The organism is Rothia sp. (in: high G+C Gram-positive bacteria), assembly GCF_030540545.1.
GTDB lineage: Bacteria > Actinomycetota > Actinomycetes > Actinomycetales > Micrococcaceae > Rothia.
Genome location: NZ_JAUNVZ010000005.1, coordinates 169,566 through 184,723 on the forward strand (window position 1 = coordinate 169,566; position 15,158 = coordinate 184,723).

Below are 15,158 nucleotides of genomic sequence, written 5' to 3' on the forward strand. Positions count from 1 at the left end.
GCGGGGTGCGCTCGCGTGCCCCGCGCACTACTTCTTCCCCTCACTCCCCTTTATTGAAAGATGAATCATGACTGAATCTACTCAGGCTCTTTCCGACGCCGGTGTCTCCATCTGGCTCGATGACCTCTCCCGCGACCGTCTGAACTCCGGCAATCTGCAGGAGTTGATCGACACCAAGAACGTGGTCGGCGTGACCACCAACCCCACCATCTTCGCCGGCGCGCTCACCAAGGGCACCGCCTACGCCCAGCAGTTCGCTGAGCTTGCCGCAGCGGGCGCCTCCGCAGAAGAGGCTGTTTTCGCGGCAACCACCGACGATGTGCGCGCAGCCTGCGATGTTTTCGCACCCGTATACCGAGCATCTAAGGGCTACGACGGTCCCGTGTCCATTGAGGTGGACCCCCGCCTGGCGCGTGACGCTGCAGGCACTGCCACGATGGCGAAGGAACTCTACGAGCGCGTGGGTCGCGAAAACGTCATGATTAAGATCCCCGCAACCGTTGAGGGTCTGCAGCCCATTGCTGAGACTCTCGCCGAGGGTATTAGCGTGAACGTGACCTTGATCTTCTCCCTGACCCGCTACCGCGAGGTTATTAACGCCTACATGCTGGGTCTGGAGCAGGCGCTGGCAGCCGGTAAGGACCTGTCCACCATTCACTCTGTGGCGTCCTTCTTCGTTTCCCGCGTGGATACCGAAATTGATGCTCGCCTGGAGCAGATTGGCACCGAGGAGGCGCTGGCTCTGCGCTCCGCGTCCGGCCTGGCAAACGCTCGCCTGGCATACCAGGTCTTTGAGGAGCTGTTCACTTCCGAGCGTTGGAAGCGCCTGGCAGCGCACGGCGCGAATGTTCAGCGCCCGCTGTGGGCATCCACCGGTGTGAAGAACCCCGAGCTGCCCGACACTCTGTACGTGACCGGTCTGGCTGCCCGCCACTGCGTGAACACCATGCCCGAGGCAACCCTGGATGCCCTGGCTGATCACGGTGTGGTCACCGGCGATACCATTACCTCCACTTTCGCCGAGTCCAATGAGATTCTGGACGCCGTGGAGCGTGCCGGTGTGTCCTACACCGAGGTGGTTGAGAAGCTGGAAACCGAGGGTTTGGCGAAGTTCGACGCCTCCTGGGAGGAGCTGCTGGACTCTGTTCGTTCCGTGCTGGAGAGCTCCCGCTAATTGATTCAATCAGTCGCTAACCCGGCGGGTGCGCACATAGTTGAGACTCTCTTCAAGCATGGGTTGAACTGACCTTTTGCTTAGCTCACACTGTGCGCACCCGCCGGGCGGTGGCTATCGCCCGTACCGGTGAAAACGGTACAATGGGTAAACACATTGCACTCCGCTGTAGGGTAACCAAAGGATACACATTGACTAATGATCACGAAGCGAATCCGCTCCGGGATTCGCGCGATCGTCGCTTGAACCGCATCGCGGGCCCTAGCGCCCTGGTGTTTTTCGGCGTGACGGGCGATCTTGCTAAGAAAAAGCTGCTTCCGGCAGTGTACGATTTGATGAACCGCGGTCTGCTCCCGCCCAGCTTCGGCCTGGTGGGTTTCGGTCGTCGCGAATGGAGCGACGACGATTTCCGCGCCTATGTGCGTGAGTCCGTTCAGGCACACGCCCGCACCCCCTTTAATGAGGAAGTGTGGAGCCAGTTCGCTCAGGGCATGCGTTTTGTGGTCGGCGCCTTTGATGACGATGCCGCCTACGACCAGCTCAAGGCAACCCTGGCTGAACTGGACGAGCGTGGCGCCCAGCATAACCACGCATTCTACCTCTCTATCCCCCCGAAGGCTTTTGAGCAGGTGCTCTCTAAGCTTGCCGAGCACAACCTTGCTTCCCGCAATGAGGATGCGCACCTGGGTTGGCGCCGCGTGGTCATTGAGAAGCCTTTCGGTCATAACCTGGAGTCCGCTCGCGAGCTGAACTCCATTGTGGAGAAGGTCTTCCCCTCGGATGCTGTCTTCCGCATTGACCACTACCTGGGTAAGGAAACCGTTCAGAATATCCTGGCGATGCGTTTCTCCAACCAGATGTTCGAGCCGCTGTGGAACGCTAATTATGTGGACCACGTGCAGATCACCATGGCTGAGGATATCGGCATTGGTTCCCGCGCCGGCTACTATGACGGTGTGGGCGCGGCACGCGATGTGATTCAGAATCACCTGCTGCAGCTGCTGGCACTGACCGCCATGGAAGAGCCGCTCAGCCTGGACTCCAAGCACCTGCGTGAAGAAAAGGCGAAGGTTCTGGAGGCTGTGCGCATTAAGAACCTGCAGGAGTCTTTCGCTCTGGGTCAGTACGCCGCCGGTTACCAGGGTGGCGAGCATGTGAACGGGTTCTTTGATGAAAAGGATATCCCGGCTGATTCTCGCACCGAGACCTTCGCAGCCCTGAAGCTCTTTATTGACAACCGCCGCTGGGATGGTGTGCCCTTCTACCTGCGCGCCGGTAAGCGCCTGGGTCGCCGCGTGACGGAGATTGCGGTGGTCTTTAAGAAGTCTTCGGATCGTCTTTTCGGTCGCGATGAGGGCGATACCGCACACCAGAACGCCATTGTGATTCGCGTGCAGCCCGATGAGGGTATGACTATTCGTTTCGCAGCGAAGGTTCCCGGCACCCAGATGGAAATCCGCGATGTGAATATGGACTTCGGTTACGGTCATTCCTTCACCGAGGAATCCCCCGAAGCCTATGAGCGTCTGATTCTGGATGTTCTGCTGGGCGAGCCGCCACTCTTCCCGCGCCATGAGGAAGTTGAGCTTTCCTGGAAGATCCTGGATCCCTTCGAAGAGTACTGGGAAGAGAACACCATTAAGCCTGAGCCTTACGAATCCGGTTCGTGGGGCCCGCGCTCGGCGCATGAAATGCTTGAGCGTGATGATCGTGCCTGGAGGCGCCCGTGATTTCTCATCTGACCGAGACCAATGTTTCGGCGATTTCTAAGGAATTGTCGAACCTGCTGGCGCGCAATGGTAGCCTTTCCTCCGGTCGTGTGCTGACCCTGGTCGTACTGGCTGAAAAGGGTCACTCCCGCGAGGCTATTCGCGCGGCGATTCGTGCCTCTCATGAGCACCCGAGCCGTATTATTGTGCATATTTCGCATGATCCGCTCGACCCCGACCAGCTGGATGCTGAGATTCACGTTGGTGGCGAGGCGGGTGCCTCTGAGCTGATTATTCTGCGTGGCTGGGGTTCGGCTTCGACCCCCACCGAGGCGCTGATTTCGGGTCTGCTGCTGCCGGATTCGCCCATTGTGGTGTGGTGGCCGCATTCTGTGCCCGCCAATCCCTCCGAGGATTCTATTGGTCGTATTGCTCAGCGCCGTATTACTGATTCGGCGCGCGCCTATGATCCGATGGCTGTTTTGGAGAAGCTGTCGGGTATGTACCGTCAGGGTGATACCGATTTGGCGTGGACTCGCCTGACCCTGTGGCGTACTCAGTTGGCGGCTCTGTTGGAGCAGGTCCCCTACTCCCCCGTGACTCGTGTTACGGTGTGGGGTTCGGATAAGTCTCCCTCCGTGGTGCTGCTGGGCGCATGGCTCGGCTGGAAGCTCGGCGTGGAAACCCACCTGGCAACCGACGGCGCCGACGAACGCGGCCTGTACCGCGTCGCCATTGAGCGTGAAGACGGCAAGCTGATCATGTTCCGCCCCGGCAAGAGCCTGGCGGTCATCCAGACCCCCTACGGCCCCGAACAGCAGATCGCGCTACCCGTGCGCTCCCTGGCGGATTGCATCTCCGAAGAGCTGCGCCGCCTGGATGCAGACGACACCTACGGCGATGTGCTCAAGCAGGCGTTGCCTCACGTGAAGTTCGTGACCGACACCTGCGAACCCGAAGCCGGCTTGGATCCTAACTCCTTCCCGGAGGTCTACGATGCCTAAAATCTCCAATATTGGCGATATTAAGCCTGTACTGGTTGCGCACGAAAGCCGCGAATCCCTCGCGGTAGATGCCGTCACCCATATTCTCGACGCCATTGAAGAGGCACTTCAGAAGCGTGAAATTGCGCATGTGTCCCTGACCGGCGGCACCATGGGTGTAGCAACTCTGGCAGCGTGGGGTGCCTCTGAGCGTGTGCCCTCGATTGACTGGTCGCGTGTGCACTTCTGGTTCTCCGATGAGCGTTTCGTGCCCGAGCGCAGCGAAGAGCGCAACGACGGCCAGGCGATTGAGGCTCTGCTGGTGCACCTGCTGGACTACGGCATGCCCGTCTCCAATGTGCACCGTATGGGCCCGGCGGATCATTTCCCCTCCGTTGCCGATGCCGCCGAGCACTACGCCTACGAGATGCGTAACTTTGCCGGTGAAGCACCCGAGCGTCGCGTGCAGATCCCCGAGGGTGTCTCCGAGCTGCCTCTGGCTGGTGGTCACGGTCGTGCCGATAAGCTGAAGGATGTCACTGCCGCTGATATTGAGCCTCTTGCTCCTGCAGCCGGCGGTTGCGGTTGCGGCGGCGGAGGCTGCGGTGGCGGTGCTCCCGAGACCGAGGCTGAAGCTGGCGGCTGCGGCGGTGGCGGATGTGGCTGCGGTTCCGGTGGTTGCGGAGGCGACGGCCCCGCCGAATGGCCCGCACCCTACTTCGACGTGACCCTGCTGGGCATGGGCCCTGACGGTCATATTGCCTCCCTGTTCCCCGGTCGCCGTCAGGTGCTGCTCGGTACCGGTCTGCCCGAAGACCCGGTGGACGGTGGCATGGCGGTCACCTGCATGATTACCGACTCGCCTAAGCCCCCGGCTGAGCGTGTCTCGGTGACCCTGCCGATTGTGAATAATTCGCGCCGAATCTTCTTCCTGATCACCGGCGCTGATAAGCAGGACGCAACGACTCGCCTGCTTGCCGGTGCTGAGCTGGACTCCGAGGCTATTGATGCTTCGGTGATTCTGGAGACTCCGGCGGCAGGTGCACGAGGAGATATTGAGACTCTGATTTTCGCAACGACTGAGTCTTTGGCATAGGCCTGTACCTGCGTTTGCGCGTTGGGATGCGAGCGCAGAGAGCCCGCACATCAAACGCCAAGCCCCGCACTGTCTAATACCCTCATCTGAGGTATTAGATGGTGCGGGGTTGTGTCATAAGCGGAAAGTACGTGAATTCCCGCACGAGGTAATACTCGTCAGACCCGGCAAAGCCTCTTCTTTTATATGTAATATTGTGAATTACACCGCACGACTATTGCTATGTGGTGTATGCTGAATATATATGCCCAGTGTCGGGTGCTGCCACCCGGCTATATCGCTAGGAGTGTGCTATGTCTACCTATATCTCCGGTGCCACGCGCAAGCAGCGTGAGTACTTCCCGCCCGATTGGCACGGGCGTTTTACCCGCCCCGTGCCGGATGCGTTCATCCCCATTGAGGTGAACTCTTTCCCCCGTCTGGCTTCTGCAGAAATGCAGCAGGTTTTTGTGGATGAAAGCGCGGTAAATTTTAATGCGGATGCGCCTCAGCCTTTTATGTATGTTATGGCGGCTGTGCTGGCTGAGGGTCAGCGTGCGCATAGTCTGAACCAGGCTGTTCATTCGCTCAATCTTAAGGCGGTGCCTGAGAACCGCAATAAGAACACCTACCCTGAGCATGTTATGCACGCCTGTCCTTATGCTCAGCGTGCGGGTACGGATCAGGCGAAGCTGAAGAAGAGCATGATGCAGCGCATGCATCATCTCACCGCAAAGTATGCTCTACTCTGCCCTGTGGTGGTGTGGCTGGAGGACCCGGTGGAGCATTCTTTGCGCGTGGCTGAGGGTAAGTCTTTTGGGGATTATGAGCCCCCGCGAGATGAGTGTTTGGATACGCTGGGTGCCTTTTGCGCTCATGTTGCTCCGCTGCTTGAGAGCATGGAGTTTGATGAGCAGAATGAGAGCGCAAGTGCCCGTGATATTCGGGTACTTACGGAGCGTTATGAGCAGTGCCCGCAGTGTTTAATGCCGCGTTTTATGCACTGTCATACGGATGAGGATGAGCGTCTGTGCGCCGCGGATTTTGTGGCGTGGTCTGTGCAGCGTTTGCTCTGTTCCTTAGAGGATGAGGCGCATATGCTTGATGAGGATGTTCCTCTGCTTCTGGTGGATGCGCGTACTCAGCTGGTGTACCCTTCGGTGGCTGCGTTTATGGATGCGCACCGCATGTCGCATCGTTTGGCGCACTAGTTTCTGCTCCGAGCACTAGGACTCAGCGCGCTATGTACGTACCCAGAATATGCTGACGGTTTTCTATAGGCTGTGAGCGTCGATAGTGTCTATTGAGTCATGTATTGCATGATTCATTAAGCATTTTCTACGCTCACAGCCCGTCACTCTACAGCATATAGCCGCAGACAATCCGCACATCTAGATAATATTAATGCGTACCAGCCCATCAATATGGATACGCTGCGCCAGGCTACCGTCCCAGTCCACACGCAGATTGTGTTTACGGGCAATAGGTAACACAGTCTCTCGCATAAGTTCCAGGGTACGCTGCTCGTAGAGCGCGTCGAAGGCTTTCTGTTCTTCTTCGCTCAGCTTCCATTCTGCCAGTATTACCGGAACCTTATAGGCGTTCCATGCTGCCAACGCTTCAGGGCTGAGCATCTGTGCTTCTCGCTGTATCATTTCTCTCCTCTATCGGTGGTAAATATTCAGTGGTTTGTGTCTGCTCATCGGTAATCTCATACCGGTGATTGCGTGATAGCGCCACTGTATTACCCCGCGTGGACAGTTTAAGCTACGTCGGTATGAGAAAACCCCGGCACGTTTGTACCGGGGTTTCACAAGTTCAGGTTGTGATTCTATAGCACGAATTGGCCGTTGAATCGCAGGCACAGGCCGTAGGCAATGATCGCCAGTGCCCAAATAATAATCACGGTCACGGTCAGGCGCACAAGGTTCTTCGACGCCATACCGGAGGAGTTCAGCGAGGTGGTCATACCGCCACCAAACATATCGGACAGACCGCCACCCTGGCTACGGTTCAGCAGAACCAGCAGAATCGCGATAACGCTGGTGATCACAATAATACCCAGCAGCACGTTCATAAGAGTATCCACGGATGGCTCCTTGCTCGATTGACACTAACCCTACTACTTTACCGCATTAAGGCGAACCTGGCTATGTAACGCGCTCAGATTACGCTCTAAACTACCCTAGTTCGAGGCGCCGCGCTGACGCTCATGGTAGCGGCGCTGATATTCGCTCGGAGTCAGCTGGAAAGTATCGGGGCGGTCGCGCAGCACACGCTCGGCGGTCAGCTCATCACCCTCGGTGTCAAAGGCACGCACATAGCCGCGCTCAATCAGGTAGTAGGTGTACTGCTGAGCACCCGCCCAATAGGCGCCGCCTTCTACATAGAAGCCCATATCGATCCAGTCGCGGAGCTTGAGCTGCGCGGGGATTTCCGGGCTGGAGGTGCGGCTAAAGATGAGATCCAGCACCGTGTCTTTACGTGCTTCGAACGCCTGCTCCATGGCTTGTGCTTGGGCCTGCTGTGCCTGTGCGGCGGGGCTGTCGGCGCCCTTTTCCATGGGGCCGAATTCATCGTTGCCGCCGGGGGTTCCGAGCATGGGTCGGTTGACTTTGCGGGCGCGCCACCAGGTGTAGAAGACGATGCCTATGAGTGCCAGAAGTGCCAGGTTAATCAAGAAGCTCATGGTTTTAGTCTACCCAGGCGAACTGAAGACTAAAAGTGGCTTTGCGCTCAGCTAAGTTCAGGCAGGCACATTCGGACGGCTACATTTGGGCAGCTATATTTGGGCAAGTATATTCAGTCAGTCGCGTTTGTCCAGACAAAGTTCAAGCAGCCACACTTCAAGCAACACAGCTCGTTTAGCTCGAGCCTTACTCCCCCGCTCCTTTACACTCTCAACTCACCACGCACCCGCGTAGTTCGCACTTCCCGACTTTAACCTAATTCGACCCGCCGCTTCTATGCGACGGGTCGAATCAGGAAAGGAGGATGAGATGAATCTCTTGCTCGGGATTGCAGCCATTGGAGAAAACTGCTCCCGATAGTTTTAACTATACTCCCCCACTATTTATGTATGCAAGCACACAGCCTAGACTATATTAGGCGTCAAAACGAGCGATAGCTGCGAACTCGTCAGCAATCAGGGATGCACCGCCAACCAGCACGCCGTCCACATCGTCCTTAGCCATAATGGAGGGAGCGGAGGAGGACTTGACAGAACCACCGTAGAGCACGCGTACCTTCTCAGCAATATCTGCGGAGTACAGCTTAGCGATCTCGGCGCGGATAGCTGCGGACATTTCCTGTGCGTCCTCAGCGGTTGCAACCTTACCGGTACCAATAGCCCAGACCGGCTCGTATGCGATGACCAGGGTCTCAGCCTGCTCAGCGCTCAGGCCCTCGATGGAACCGCGCAGCTGCTCGAGGGTGAACTCAACGTGGGTGCCTGCCTCGCGAATTTCCAGCGCCTCGCCCACGCACAGCACGGGGGTCAGCTCGTACTTGTAGGCTGCCTGCACCTTAGCTGCGCAGACTTCGTTGCTCTCGCCGTGGTATTCGCGACGCTCGGAGTGGCCAACCAGCACGTACTTAGCGCCCAGCTTCTGCAGGAATGCGCCGGAGATTTCGCCGGTGTATGCGCCGGAGTCGTGTACGGACAGGTCCTGACCGCCGTATGCGATGTCCAGCTTGTCGCCCTCGATCAGGGTCTGCACAGAGCGGATGTCAGTGAAGGGAGGGAAGACAGCAACTTCGGTTGCCTTGAAGTCAAAGTTAGCGTCGTCCAGGGTCCAGGCGAGCTTCTGCACCAGGGTCACAGCCTCGGTGTGGTTCAGGTTCATCTTCCAGTTACCGGCAATCAGCGGCTTACGCGACATTGTTCGCTCCTAACCCCTCGATGAGGGTATGTTTCGGGAATATTTCCACTCTCTATTTTAGTGGTTTTGGGGCGGTTTTTACACCGTCCGGGGCGATAATATGCGGATATATCCACCACAGCTATCCTGCGCACCCCTCGGATAGAAGAACACAGGATAGAAAACCCGGGATAAAGAAATAGATAAACCCGCGCCGCCCGCACGAAGTGGTGCGAGCGGCGCGGGTTTATCTAACCTCTTAGACAAGAGTTATAGGGGCTTAGGCGCCCAGTGCCTCCAGGCCGGGCAGGGTCTTGCCCTCAATGTACTCCAGGGATGCGCCGCCACCGGTGGAGATGTGGCCGAACTGCTCATCCTCGAAGCCCAGGGTGCGCACTGCTGCTGCGGAGTCGCCGCCACCAATAATGGAGAAGGCGTCGGAAGCAACAATAGCCTCAGCCACGGACTTGGTGCCCTCAGCAAATGCCGGGATCTCGAATACGCCCACCGGGCCGTTCCAGAATACGGTCTTTGCGCCCTTGATCTTCTCAGCGAAGATCTTGCGGGTCTCGGGACCAATGTCCAGACCCTCAGCCTCTGCGCCCAGCTTGCCGCCGGTCATATCCTCGATGGGGCGGACCTCCCAGTTGGCGTCATTGCTGAAGTCATCAGCCCAGATAACGTCCACTGCGGTGACAATCTCGGTGCCCTTTTCGGGTGCTTCCTTCAGGTAGCGCAGTACGTTCTCGACCTGGTCCTTTTCCAGCAGGGACTGACCCACCTCGTAGCCGCGTGCGTAGGCGAAGGTGTAGCCCATGCCGCCGCCGATCAGGATGGTGTCTGCCTTGCCGATCAGGTTGTCGATCACTGCCAGCTTATCGGAGACCTTTGCGCCACCCATGACGACCACGAAGGGACGCTCGGGGTCGTTAATGGTCTTTGCCAGTACGTCTACTTCCTTCTTCACCAGATCGCCCAGGTAGGAGGGCAGGCGCTTTGCCACATCGTAGACGGATGCGTGCTTGCGGTGTACCGCACCGAATGCGTCGTTAACGTAGGCGCCGTTCTCACCGGTCAGTGCAACCAGCTCGTCGGCGAATGCGCCGCGCTCTGCCTCATCTTTGGAGGTTTCGCGTGCATCGTAGCGGACGTTTTCCAGAACCAGTACTTCGCCGTCCTTCAGGGCTGCTGCCTTTGCCTTGGCGTCCTCGCCGACCAGGTCCTCAGAGACCAGTACGGGAACCTCAGCCAGCTCAGCCAGGCGTGCTGCTGCCGGTGCGATGGAGTACTGCGGGTCTACCTGACCCTTGGGGCGACCCAGGTGAGCGGTCACGATTACGCGTGCGCCCGCCTTGGCAAGCTTATCAATCACGGGCAGGGATGCGCGTACACGACCGTCATCGGTGACCACGCCGTCCTTCAGGGGTACGTTCAGATCGGAACGAACCAGCACGTAGCGTCCTGCGACGCCTTCTTCCAGCAGCTCTGCAAGTGCCTTAGCCATGGGGTTTACCTCCATAGGTGTAATAATTTGAGAATACTTCTATGATACCCGCGAATGCCCCGTTTGACAGGGGTGGCGGGCTAAATATTTCGGGCTTTTTCGAGCCTTTTCTAACGGGCTTTTTCGAGCCTGCGTCTCTGCCCGCTGCGCGCGGCAGCCGGAGAGGGGTGCGGGTAGAGCAAACCCCGGCAACCCGCCCGAAAAGGGACAGGCGCCGGGGTTATGCTAGCTAAGCATTAGGGCTTAGAGGGATGCCACAACCTTGTTGGTGAACATCACCAGGCGGGATACGTAACCGTACTCGTTGTCGTACCAAGCGATAACCTTCACCTGGTCACCGATAACCTTGGTCAGCGGTGCGTCGAAGACGGTGGAGATGGACTCGCCCTCGATGTCCTTGGAGACGATCGGGTCGGTGGAGTAGTGGATGATGCCCTTCATGGGGCCCTCAGCTGCTGCCTTCATTGCTGCGTTGACTTCCTCAACGGTAACCTCGCGGGAAGCAGTGAAGGTCAGGTCGGTGATGGAGCCGGTGATGGTGGGAACGCGCACTGCGAAACCGTCCAGCTTGCCCTTCAGCTCGGGCAGAACCAGGCCAACAGCTGCTGCTGCACCGGTGGAGGTCGGAACCATGTTCACTGCTGCTGCACGTGCACGGCGCAGGTCGGAGTGGGGTGCATCCTGCAGGCGCTGATCCGCGGTGTATGCGTGGATGGTGGTCATCAGACCCTTTTCGATACCGAATGCATCGTTCAGAACCTTTGCCATGGGAGCCAGGCAGTTGGTGGTGCAGGATGCGTTGGAAACGATGTGGTGGTTTGCGGGATCGTACTTGTCGTCGTTCACGCCCATCACGAAGGTGCCGTCAATGTTCTTGCCGGGTGCGGAGAGGATAACCTTCTTCGCGCCTGCTTCCAGGTGAGCCTTAGCCTTGGTACCGTCGGTAAAGAAACCGGTGGACTCCAGAACGACGTCAACGTTCAGGTCCTTCCAGGGCAGGTCCTCGGGGTTGCGCTCAGCCAGAACCTTGATTTCCTTGCCGTCAACAACCAGTGCGCCGTCCTTGACCTCAACCTCTGCATCCAGGCGACCCATGATGGAGTCGTACTTGAGCAGGTGTGCCAGGGTCTCAACGTTGGTCAGGTCGTTGATTGCAACGATCTCGAAGCCAACGCCTTCCTTGCGAGCTGCGCGGAAGAAGGTACGGCCGATGCGGCCGAAGCCGTTGATTGCTACGCGTACAGTCACTGAAATTTCTCCTTGTCAGTGCGTTGTGTGGTGGGCGGCGAACCGATTGATGGCGTTCCGTACTCTGTGTTGCACGTGCCGCGCACCCTGTGTTGCTATCAATGCTACCCTAAAACCCCTGTGCGTGGGTGGTTTTATGTTAGATTTTTGCGTGTTTTGGGTCACGAATAGCCCATTTTATATTGGTTTTATGTGGGTTTCGGGGCATTTTCGGGCTATTTTCAACTCCCTTTGAGTGAAAACCCACATAAAACAATATTGACTATAACTCTTCCGACGCACGCCACCCACCATTCAAAAGCCCGGAAATCCAAGGAAAGCCTAGCCTAAACACGCTAAAGAGGTGCATGTTGGTTTATGTGGGTTTTTTCGCACCCACCATAAGCACCGGATTCACCGGCAGCTTAACCACATGCACCCCTTGATTTAGGAGACTGTTCTTAGTTATATACCTCTTTGAGGCGGTATCAATCCCACGCCCAGATACAGCCAGAAACTACCCAAGCCCCTCGGGCATAGTCCCCGGAATACCCAATTGTTCCGCGCGCTGATCCGCCAGCAGCAGTAGGCGACGAATACGCCCGGCAATCGCATCCTTACTCAGCGGAGGCTGAGCCATCTGGCCCAACTCATCCAGGGACATCTGGCGGTACTGCACGCGCAACATACCCGCCGCACGCAAATGCTCCGGGGCCTGATCACCCAAAATCTGCAGGGCACGCTCCACACGCAACCCGGCAGTTACCGCAGCCTGAGTGCTGCGACGCAGATTCGCATTATCAAAATTCGCCAGACGATTAGCCGTAGCGCGCTCATCCCTATAGGTTCGCTTCTGACGCCAAGCGTTCAGGGTATTATGGGCACCCATCGTAAAAAGCATCAGCTCAATCGTATCGCCATCGCGCACCGTCACACGATCCACACCGCGCACCTCACGAGCCTTCGCCACCATATTCAAGCGACGAGCCGCACCCACCAGCGCCAGAGCAGCCTCCGTACTGGGGCAAGTAAATTCAATGGCAGCCGAACGGCCCGGCTCGGTCAAAGAACCATGCGCCAAAAACGCGCCGCGAATAATGGAGGCGGCATCCGCCTTGGAACCATTGACCACAATCGGCGGTAGACCGCGCACCGGGCGGCCGCGCGCATCCAGCAGACCGGTCTGGCGCGCCAGGGTCGCGCCGCCCTCAAAAACACGCACAATATAGCGGCTGCCGTGGCGCAGACCGCCGCTAATAATGGTCAGCTCGGAAGAATGCCCAAAAACCGTTGCAATAATATGGCGCATACGCCGAGCCACATGTTCGCTATCCACCTCAGACTCAATCACAATCTTGCCACCCAAAAGGTGCAGAGCATTAGTAAAACGCAAAATGGTCGCCAGTTCGGCGCGCTTCTGCTGGTGAGTTTCCAGAGGCAGGGCCGCCAACTCGACTTTGGCATGAGGGGTCAGTGCCACAATGGTCCTTTCTGTCATAATCGACGCGCTGTACCAGAGCGCTAGATCAACGGGTGAAATGCCGTTCGAGTCTCTTTGTGGAATGTGTATGTGTGTGAAAAACGGGGGGGCTTATCCCCCACGCCAGCGCCCGCATTCTGCAGGTTTACAGAGCAGACAGGCACCGGCGCGGAAGATACAGCAGATAAACCCTACTCGCCGCGGAATACCTCACTATAGGCAGCGGCAAGCTTAAGCGGATCGTGCACATTGGGCTCGCGACTACTACGCACAGGAGCCCACACCAGGCGAGCACCCAGAGCATCGGCAGCGCGCTGCAGCTCCTCATGCTCGCCCATGCCCTGCATATCGGCAATAATCGCGTCAATACCCATATCGGGGGCGTGGCGATGCAGCAGCTCCACATGATCCGCCGCGCTCAGCCCCGTAGTTTCCTTGTCGTCCAACAGCAGGTTCATAACCACGCACTTACGCGCTTGGGTAGTGCTCAGAGCCTCACGCTGAGCATCCAGCAGCAGATGAGGCAGCACCGAAGTACGCCAGGAACCGGGGCCCAGAACCACCCAATCGGCGTTCTCAATAGCCTCCAGAGCCTGCGGGCAGGGGCGGGCATTTGCCGGCTCCAGACCGATATCGTGTACGCGCTTTTCCTTGGAAAGATTCACTTGGCCGCTCACACGCACGCGCTCAATAGCATTGCCGCGCTCGCGCAACACGGTACCGTAAATCACCAGGGGGTCCAGAGCCATGGGCAGCACGCGACCGCGGGCATTCAGCAGAGCACCCACCCAGTCCAGACCCGCCACCGGATCATCCAGTAGCTGCCAGAGGGAAGCAATCAGCAGATTACCCATCGCATGGTAATCCAGGGGAAACTCGCCGGTGTAGCCCTCCGGCGGCGCGAAACGATGCTGCATAACATCGCGCCAGGTGCGACCCCAATCCGAGTCATCGCACAGCGCCGAGAGAGCCATACGCAAATCCCCGGGAGGTAGAATACCCATCTCATCGCGCAAACGACCCGAGGATCCTCCGTCATCAGCAACCGTGACAATGGCGGTCACATCCGGGGTTACATGGCGCAGCGCCGAAAGCGAACCGTACAAGCCGTGGCCACCACCTAAGGCGGTCACCTTAACCGGGCTAGAACCGGGGCTAATGAGCGGAATAGCGCGGGTGTTCAGGTGAATATTGCGTGTAACCGGGCCGGGCTCAACCGCCATTATTCACGCCCCTTATCGCGATGCTGAACGTTCACATTCACACCCGGGTAGGCGGAAAGACGGCGAGCAATCTCCTCGGTAACCGCCACGGAGCGGTGCTTACCGCCCGTGCAACCAATACCGATAGTTGCATAATACTTGCCCTCGCGGCGGTAGCCCTCAAGCACCGGGCGCAGAGCCGCAATGTAATTGCTAATGAATTCCTCGGTACCCGCCTGAGAAAGCACATAGTCGCGCACGGGGGCATCCTGACCGGTCAGCGGGCGCAGCTCGGGAATCCAGTGGGGGTTGGGAATAAAACGCATATCCGCCACATAGTGGGCGTCGGTGGGGGCACCGTACTTAAAGCCAAAGCTCATGACAGTCAGGTTCAGCTTCTTAGCGTTGACACCCTCGGCGTACATTTCGCGTACGGTTGCCGCCAGCTGGTGCACATTCATGCCGGTGGTATCAATGGTGCGGTCGGCGGAGGTGCGCAGAGCCTCAAAGAGAGTGCGCTCAGCATTAATACCATCCAGAATGCGCCCCTCACCCTGCAGAGGATGCGGGCGGCGCTGCGCCTCGTAGCGGGCAATAATGGTTTCGTCCTTGGCGTCTAGAAAGAGCATGGAGAAGTCAACATTGGACTTGCGTAGCTCCTCAATAGCGGCGGGCAGATCGGCAAAGAGAGCGCGAGCGCGCACATCAATACCCAGAGCCACCTTGGACACGCGAGAACCCTCGGAGGTGACCAGCTGGGTGAGAGTGCCGAGCATCTGCGGCGGAATATTGTCGATCACATACCAGCCTTCGTCCTCCAGGACATTGGCGACGGTGCTACGACCTGCACCGGAAATACCGGTAATGACCAGGATTTGCGGACGTTCGCTACCGGTCTGGGCGTGGGTATCAGCGCTCACGAGTGTTCCCCTTCGATCCATAAC

The 15,158-nt window shown here is 58.0% G+C and carries 14 protein-coding genes; 5 read left to right on the forward strand and 9 right to left on the reverse strand.

All coding sequences use genetic code 11. The features are described from left to right. Nucleotides 1-67: 67 nt before the first annotated feature. The 5 genes from tal to Q4P78_RS05945 all read left to right on the forward strand — a co-directional run bounded on the left by tal (nt 68) and on the right by Q4P78_RS05945 (nt 6,152). Nucleotides 68-1,174: a transaldolase gene (tal, locus tag Q4P78_RS05925; protein ID WP_303339438.1), complete on the forward strand. Its 1,107-nt coding sequence runs from the start codon at nt 68-70 to the stop codon at nt 1,172-1,174. 191 nt (nt 1,175-1,365) lie between these two features. Next, nucleotides 1,366-2,904 carry a glucose-6-phosphate dehydrogenase gene (gene zwf, locus Q4P78_RS05930; protein ID WP_303339439.1) on the forward strand — a complete coding sequence of 513 codons (1,539 nt, stop codon included), beginning with the start codon at nt 1,366-1,368 and terminating at the stop codon, nt 2,902-2,904. After that, nucleotides 2,901-3,887 (forward strand): glucose-6-phosphate dehydrogenase assembly protein OpcA, encoded by a 987-nt coding sequence (locus Q4P78_RS05935; RefSeq protein WP_303339440.1) that lies wholly within the window; start codon nt 2,901-2,903, stop codon nt 3,885-3,887. Before zwf ends, Q4P78_RS05935 begins: the two co-directional genes overlap by 4 nt. Further along, nucleotides 3,880-4,962, forward strand: coding sequence for a 6-phosphogluconolactonase (locus Q4P78_RS05940; protein ID WP_303339441.1), 1,083 nt, complete (start codon nt 3,880-3,882; stop codon nt 4,960-4,962). Before Q4P78_RS05935 ends, Q4P78_RS05940 begins: the two co-directional genes overlap by 8 nt. A 293-nt stretch (nt 4,963-5,255) precedes the next feature. After that, nucleotides 5,256-6,152 (forward strand): DUF3800 domain-containing protein, encoded by an 897-nt coding sequence (locus Q4P78_RS05945; RefSeq protein WP_303339442.1) that lies wholly within the window; start codon nt 5,256-5,258, stop codon nt 6,150-6,152. 180 nt (nt 6,153-6,332) lie between these two features. On the opposite strand, the gene Q4P78_RS05950 is transcribed toward Q4P78_RS05945, so the two are convergent. From Q4P78_RS05950 to rapZ, 9 genes are all read right to left on the reverse strand, one after another. Further along, entirely contained in the window at nt 6,333-6,596 is a 264-nt protein-coding gene (locus tag Q4P78_RS05950; RefSeq protein ID WP_303339443.1) for a hypothetical protein, read from the reverse strand. Between the two features lie 176 nt (nt 6,597-6,772). Then, nucleotides 6,773-7,030, reverse strand: coding sequence for a preprotein translocase subunit SecG (gene secG, locus Q4P78_RS05955; protein ID WP_303339444.1), 258 nt, complete (start codon nt 7,028-7,030; stop codon nt 6,773-6,775). Nucleotides 7,031-7,126: 96 nt separating this feature from the next. Next, nucleotides 7,127-7,630 carry a hypothetical protein gene (locus tag Q4P78_RS05960; RefSeq protein WP_303339445.1) on the reverse strand — a complete coding sequence of 168 codons (504 nt, stop codon included), beginning with the start codon at nt 7,628-7,630 and terminating at the stop codon, nt 7,127-7,129. A gap of 415 nt (nt 7,631-8,045) precedes the next feature. Next, entirely contained in the window at nt 8,046-8,822 is a 777-nt protein-coding gene (tpiA, locus tag Q4P78_RS05965; protein ID WP_303339446.1) for a triose-phosphate isomerase, read from the reverse strand. 259 nt (nt 8,823-9,081) lie between these two features. Further along, nucleotides 9,082-10,305: a phosphoglycerate kinase gene (gene pgk / locus Q4P78_RS05970; protein ID WP_303339447.1), complete on the reverse strand. Its 1,224-nt coding sequence runs from the start codon at nt 10,303-10,305 to the stop codon at nt 9,082-9,084. Nucleotides 10,306-10,548: 243 nt separating this feature from the next. Further along, nucleotides 10,549-11,553, reverse strand: coding sequence for a type I glyceraldehyde-3-phosphate dehydrogenase (gene gap, locus Q4P78_RS05975; protein ID WP_303339448.1), 1,005 nt, complete (start codon nt 11,551-11,553; stop codon nt 10,549-10,551). Nucleotides 11,554-12,049: 496 nt separating this feature from the next. Then, nucleotides 12,050-13,012, reverse strand: a complete 963-nt coding sequence (gene whiA, locus Q4P78_RS05980) for a DNA-binding protein WhiA (RefSeq protein WP_303339449.1) — start codon at nt 13,010-13,012, stop codon at nt 12,050-12,052. Between the two features lie 191 nt (nt 13,013-13,203). Next, on the reverse strand, nt 13,204-14,235 hold the full coding sequence (yvcK, locus tag Q4P78_RS05985) for a uridine diphosphate-N-acetylglucosamine-binding protein YvcK (RefSeq protein WP_303339450.1): 1,032 nt from the start codon (nt 14,233-14,235) through the stop codon (nt 13,204-13,206). Next, nucleotides 14,235-15,134: an RNase adapter RapZ gene (gene rapZ / locus Q4P78_RS05990; protein WP_303339451.1), complete on the reverse strand. Its 900-nt coding sequence runs from the start codon at nt 15,132-15,134 to the stop codon at nt 14,235-14,237. Before rapZ ends, yvcK begins: the two co-directional genes overlap by 1 nt. Nucleotides 15,135-15,158 lie beyond the last annotated feature (24 nt).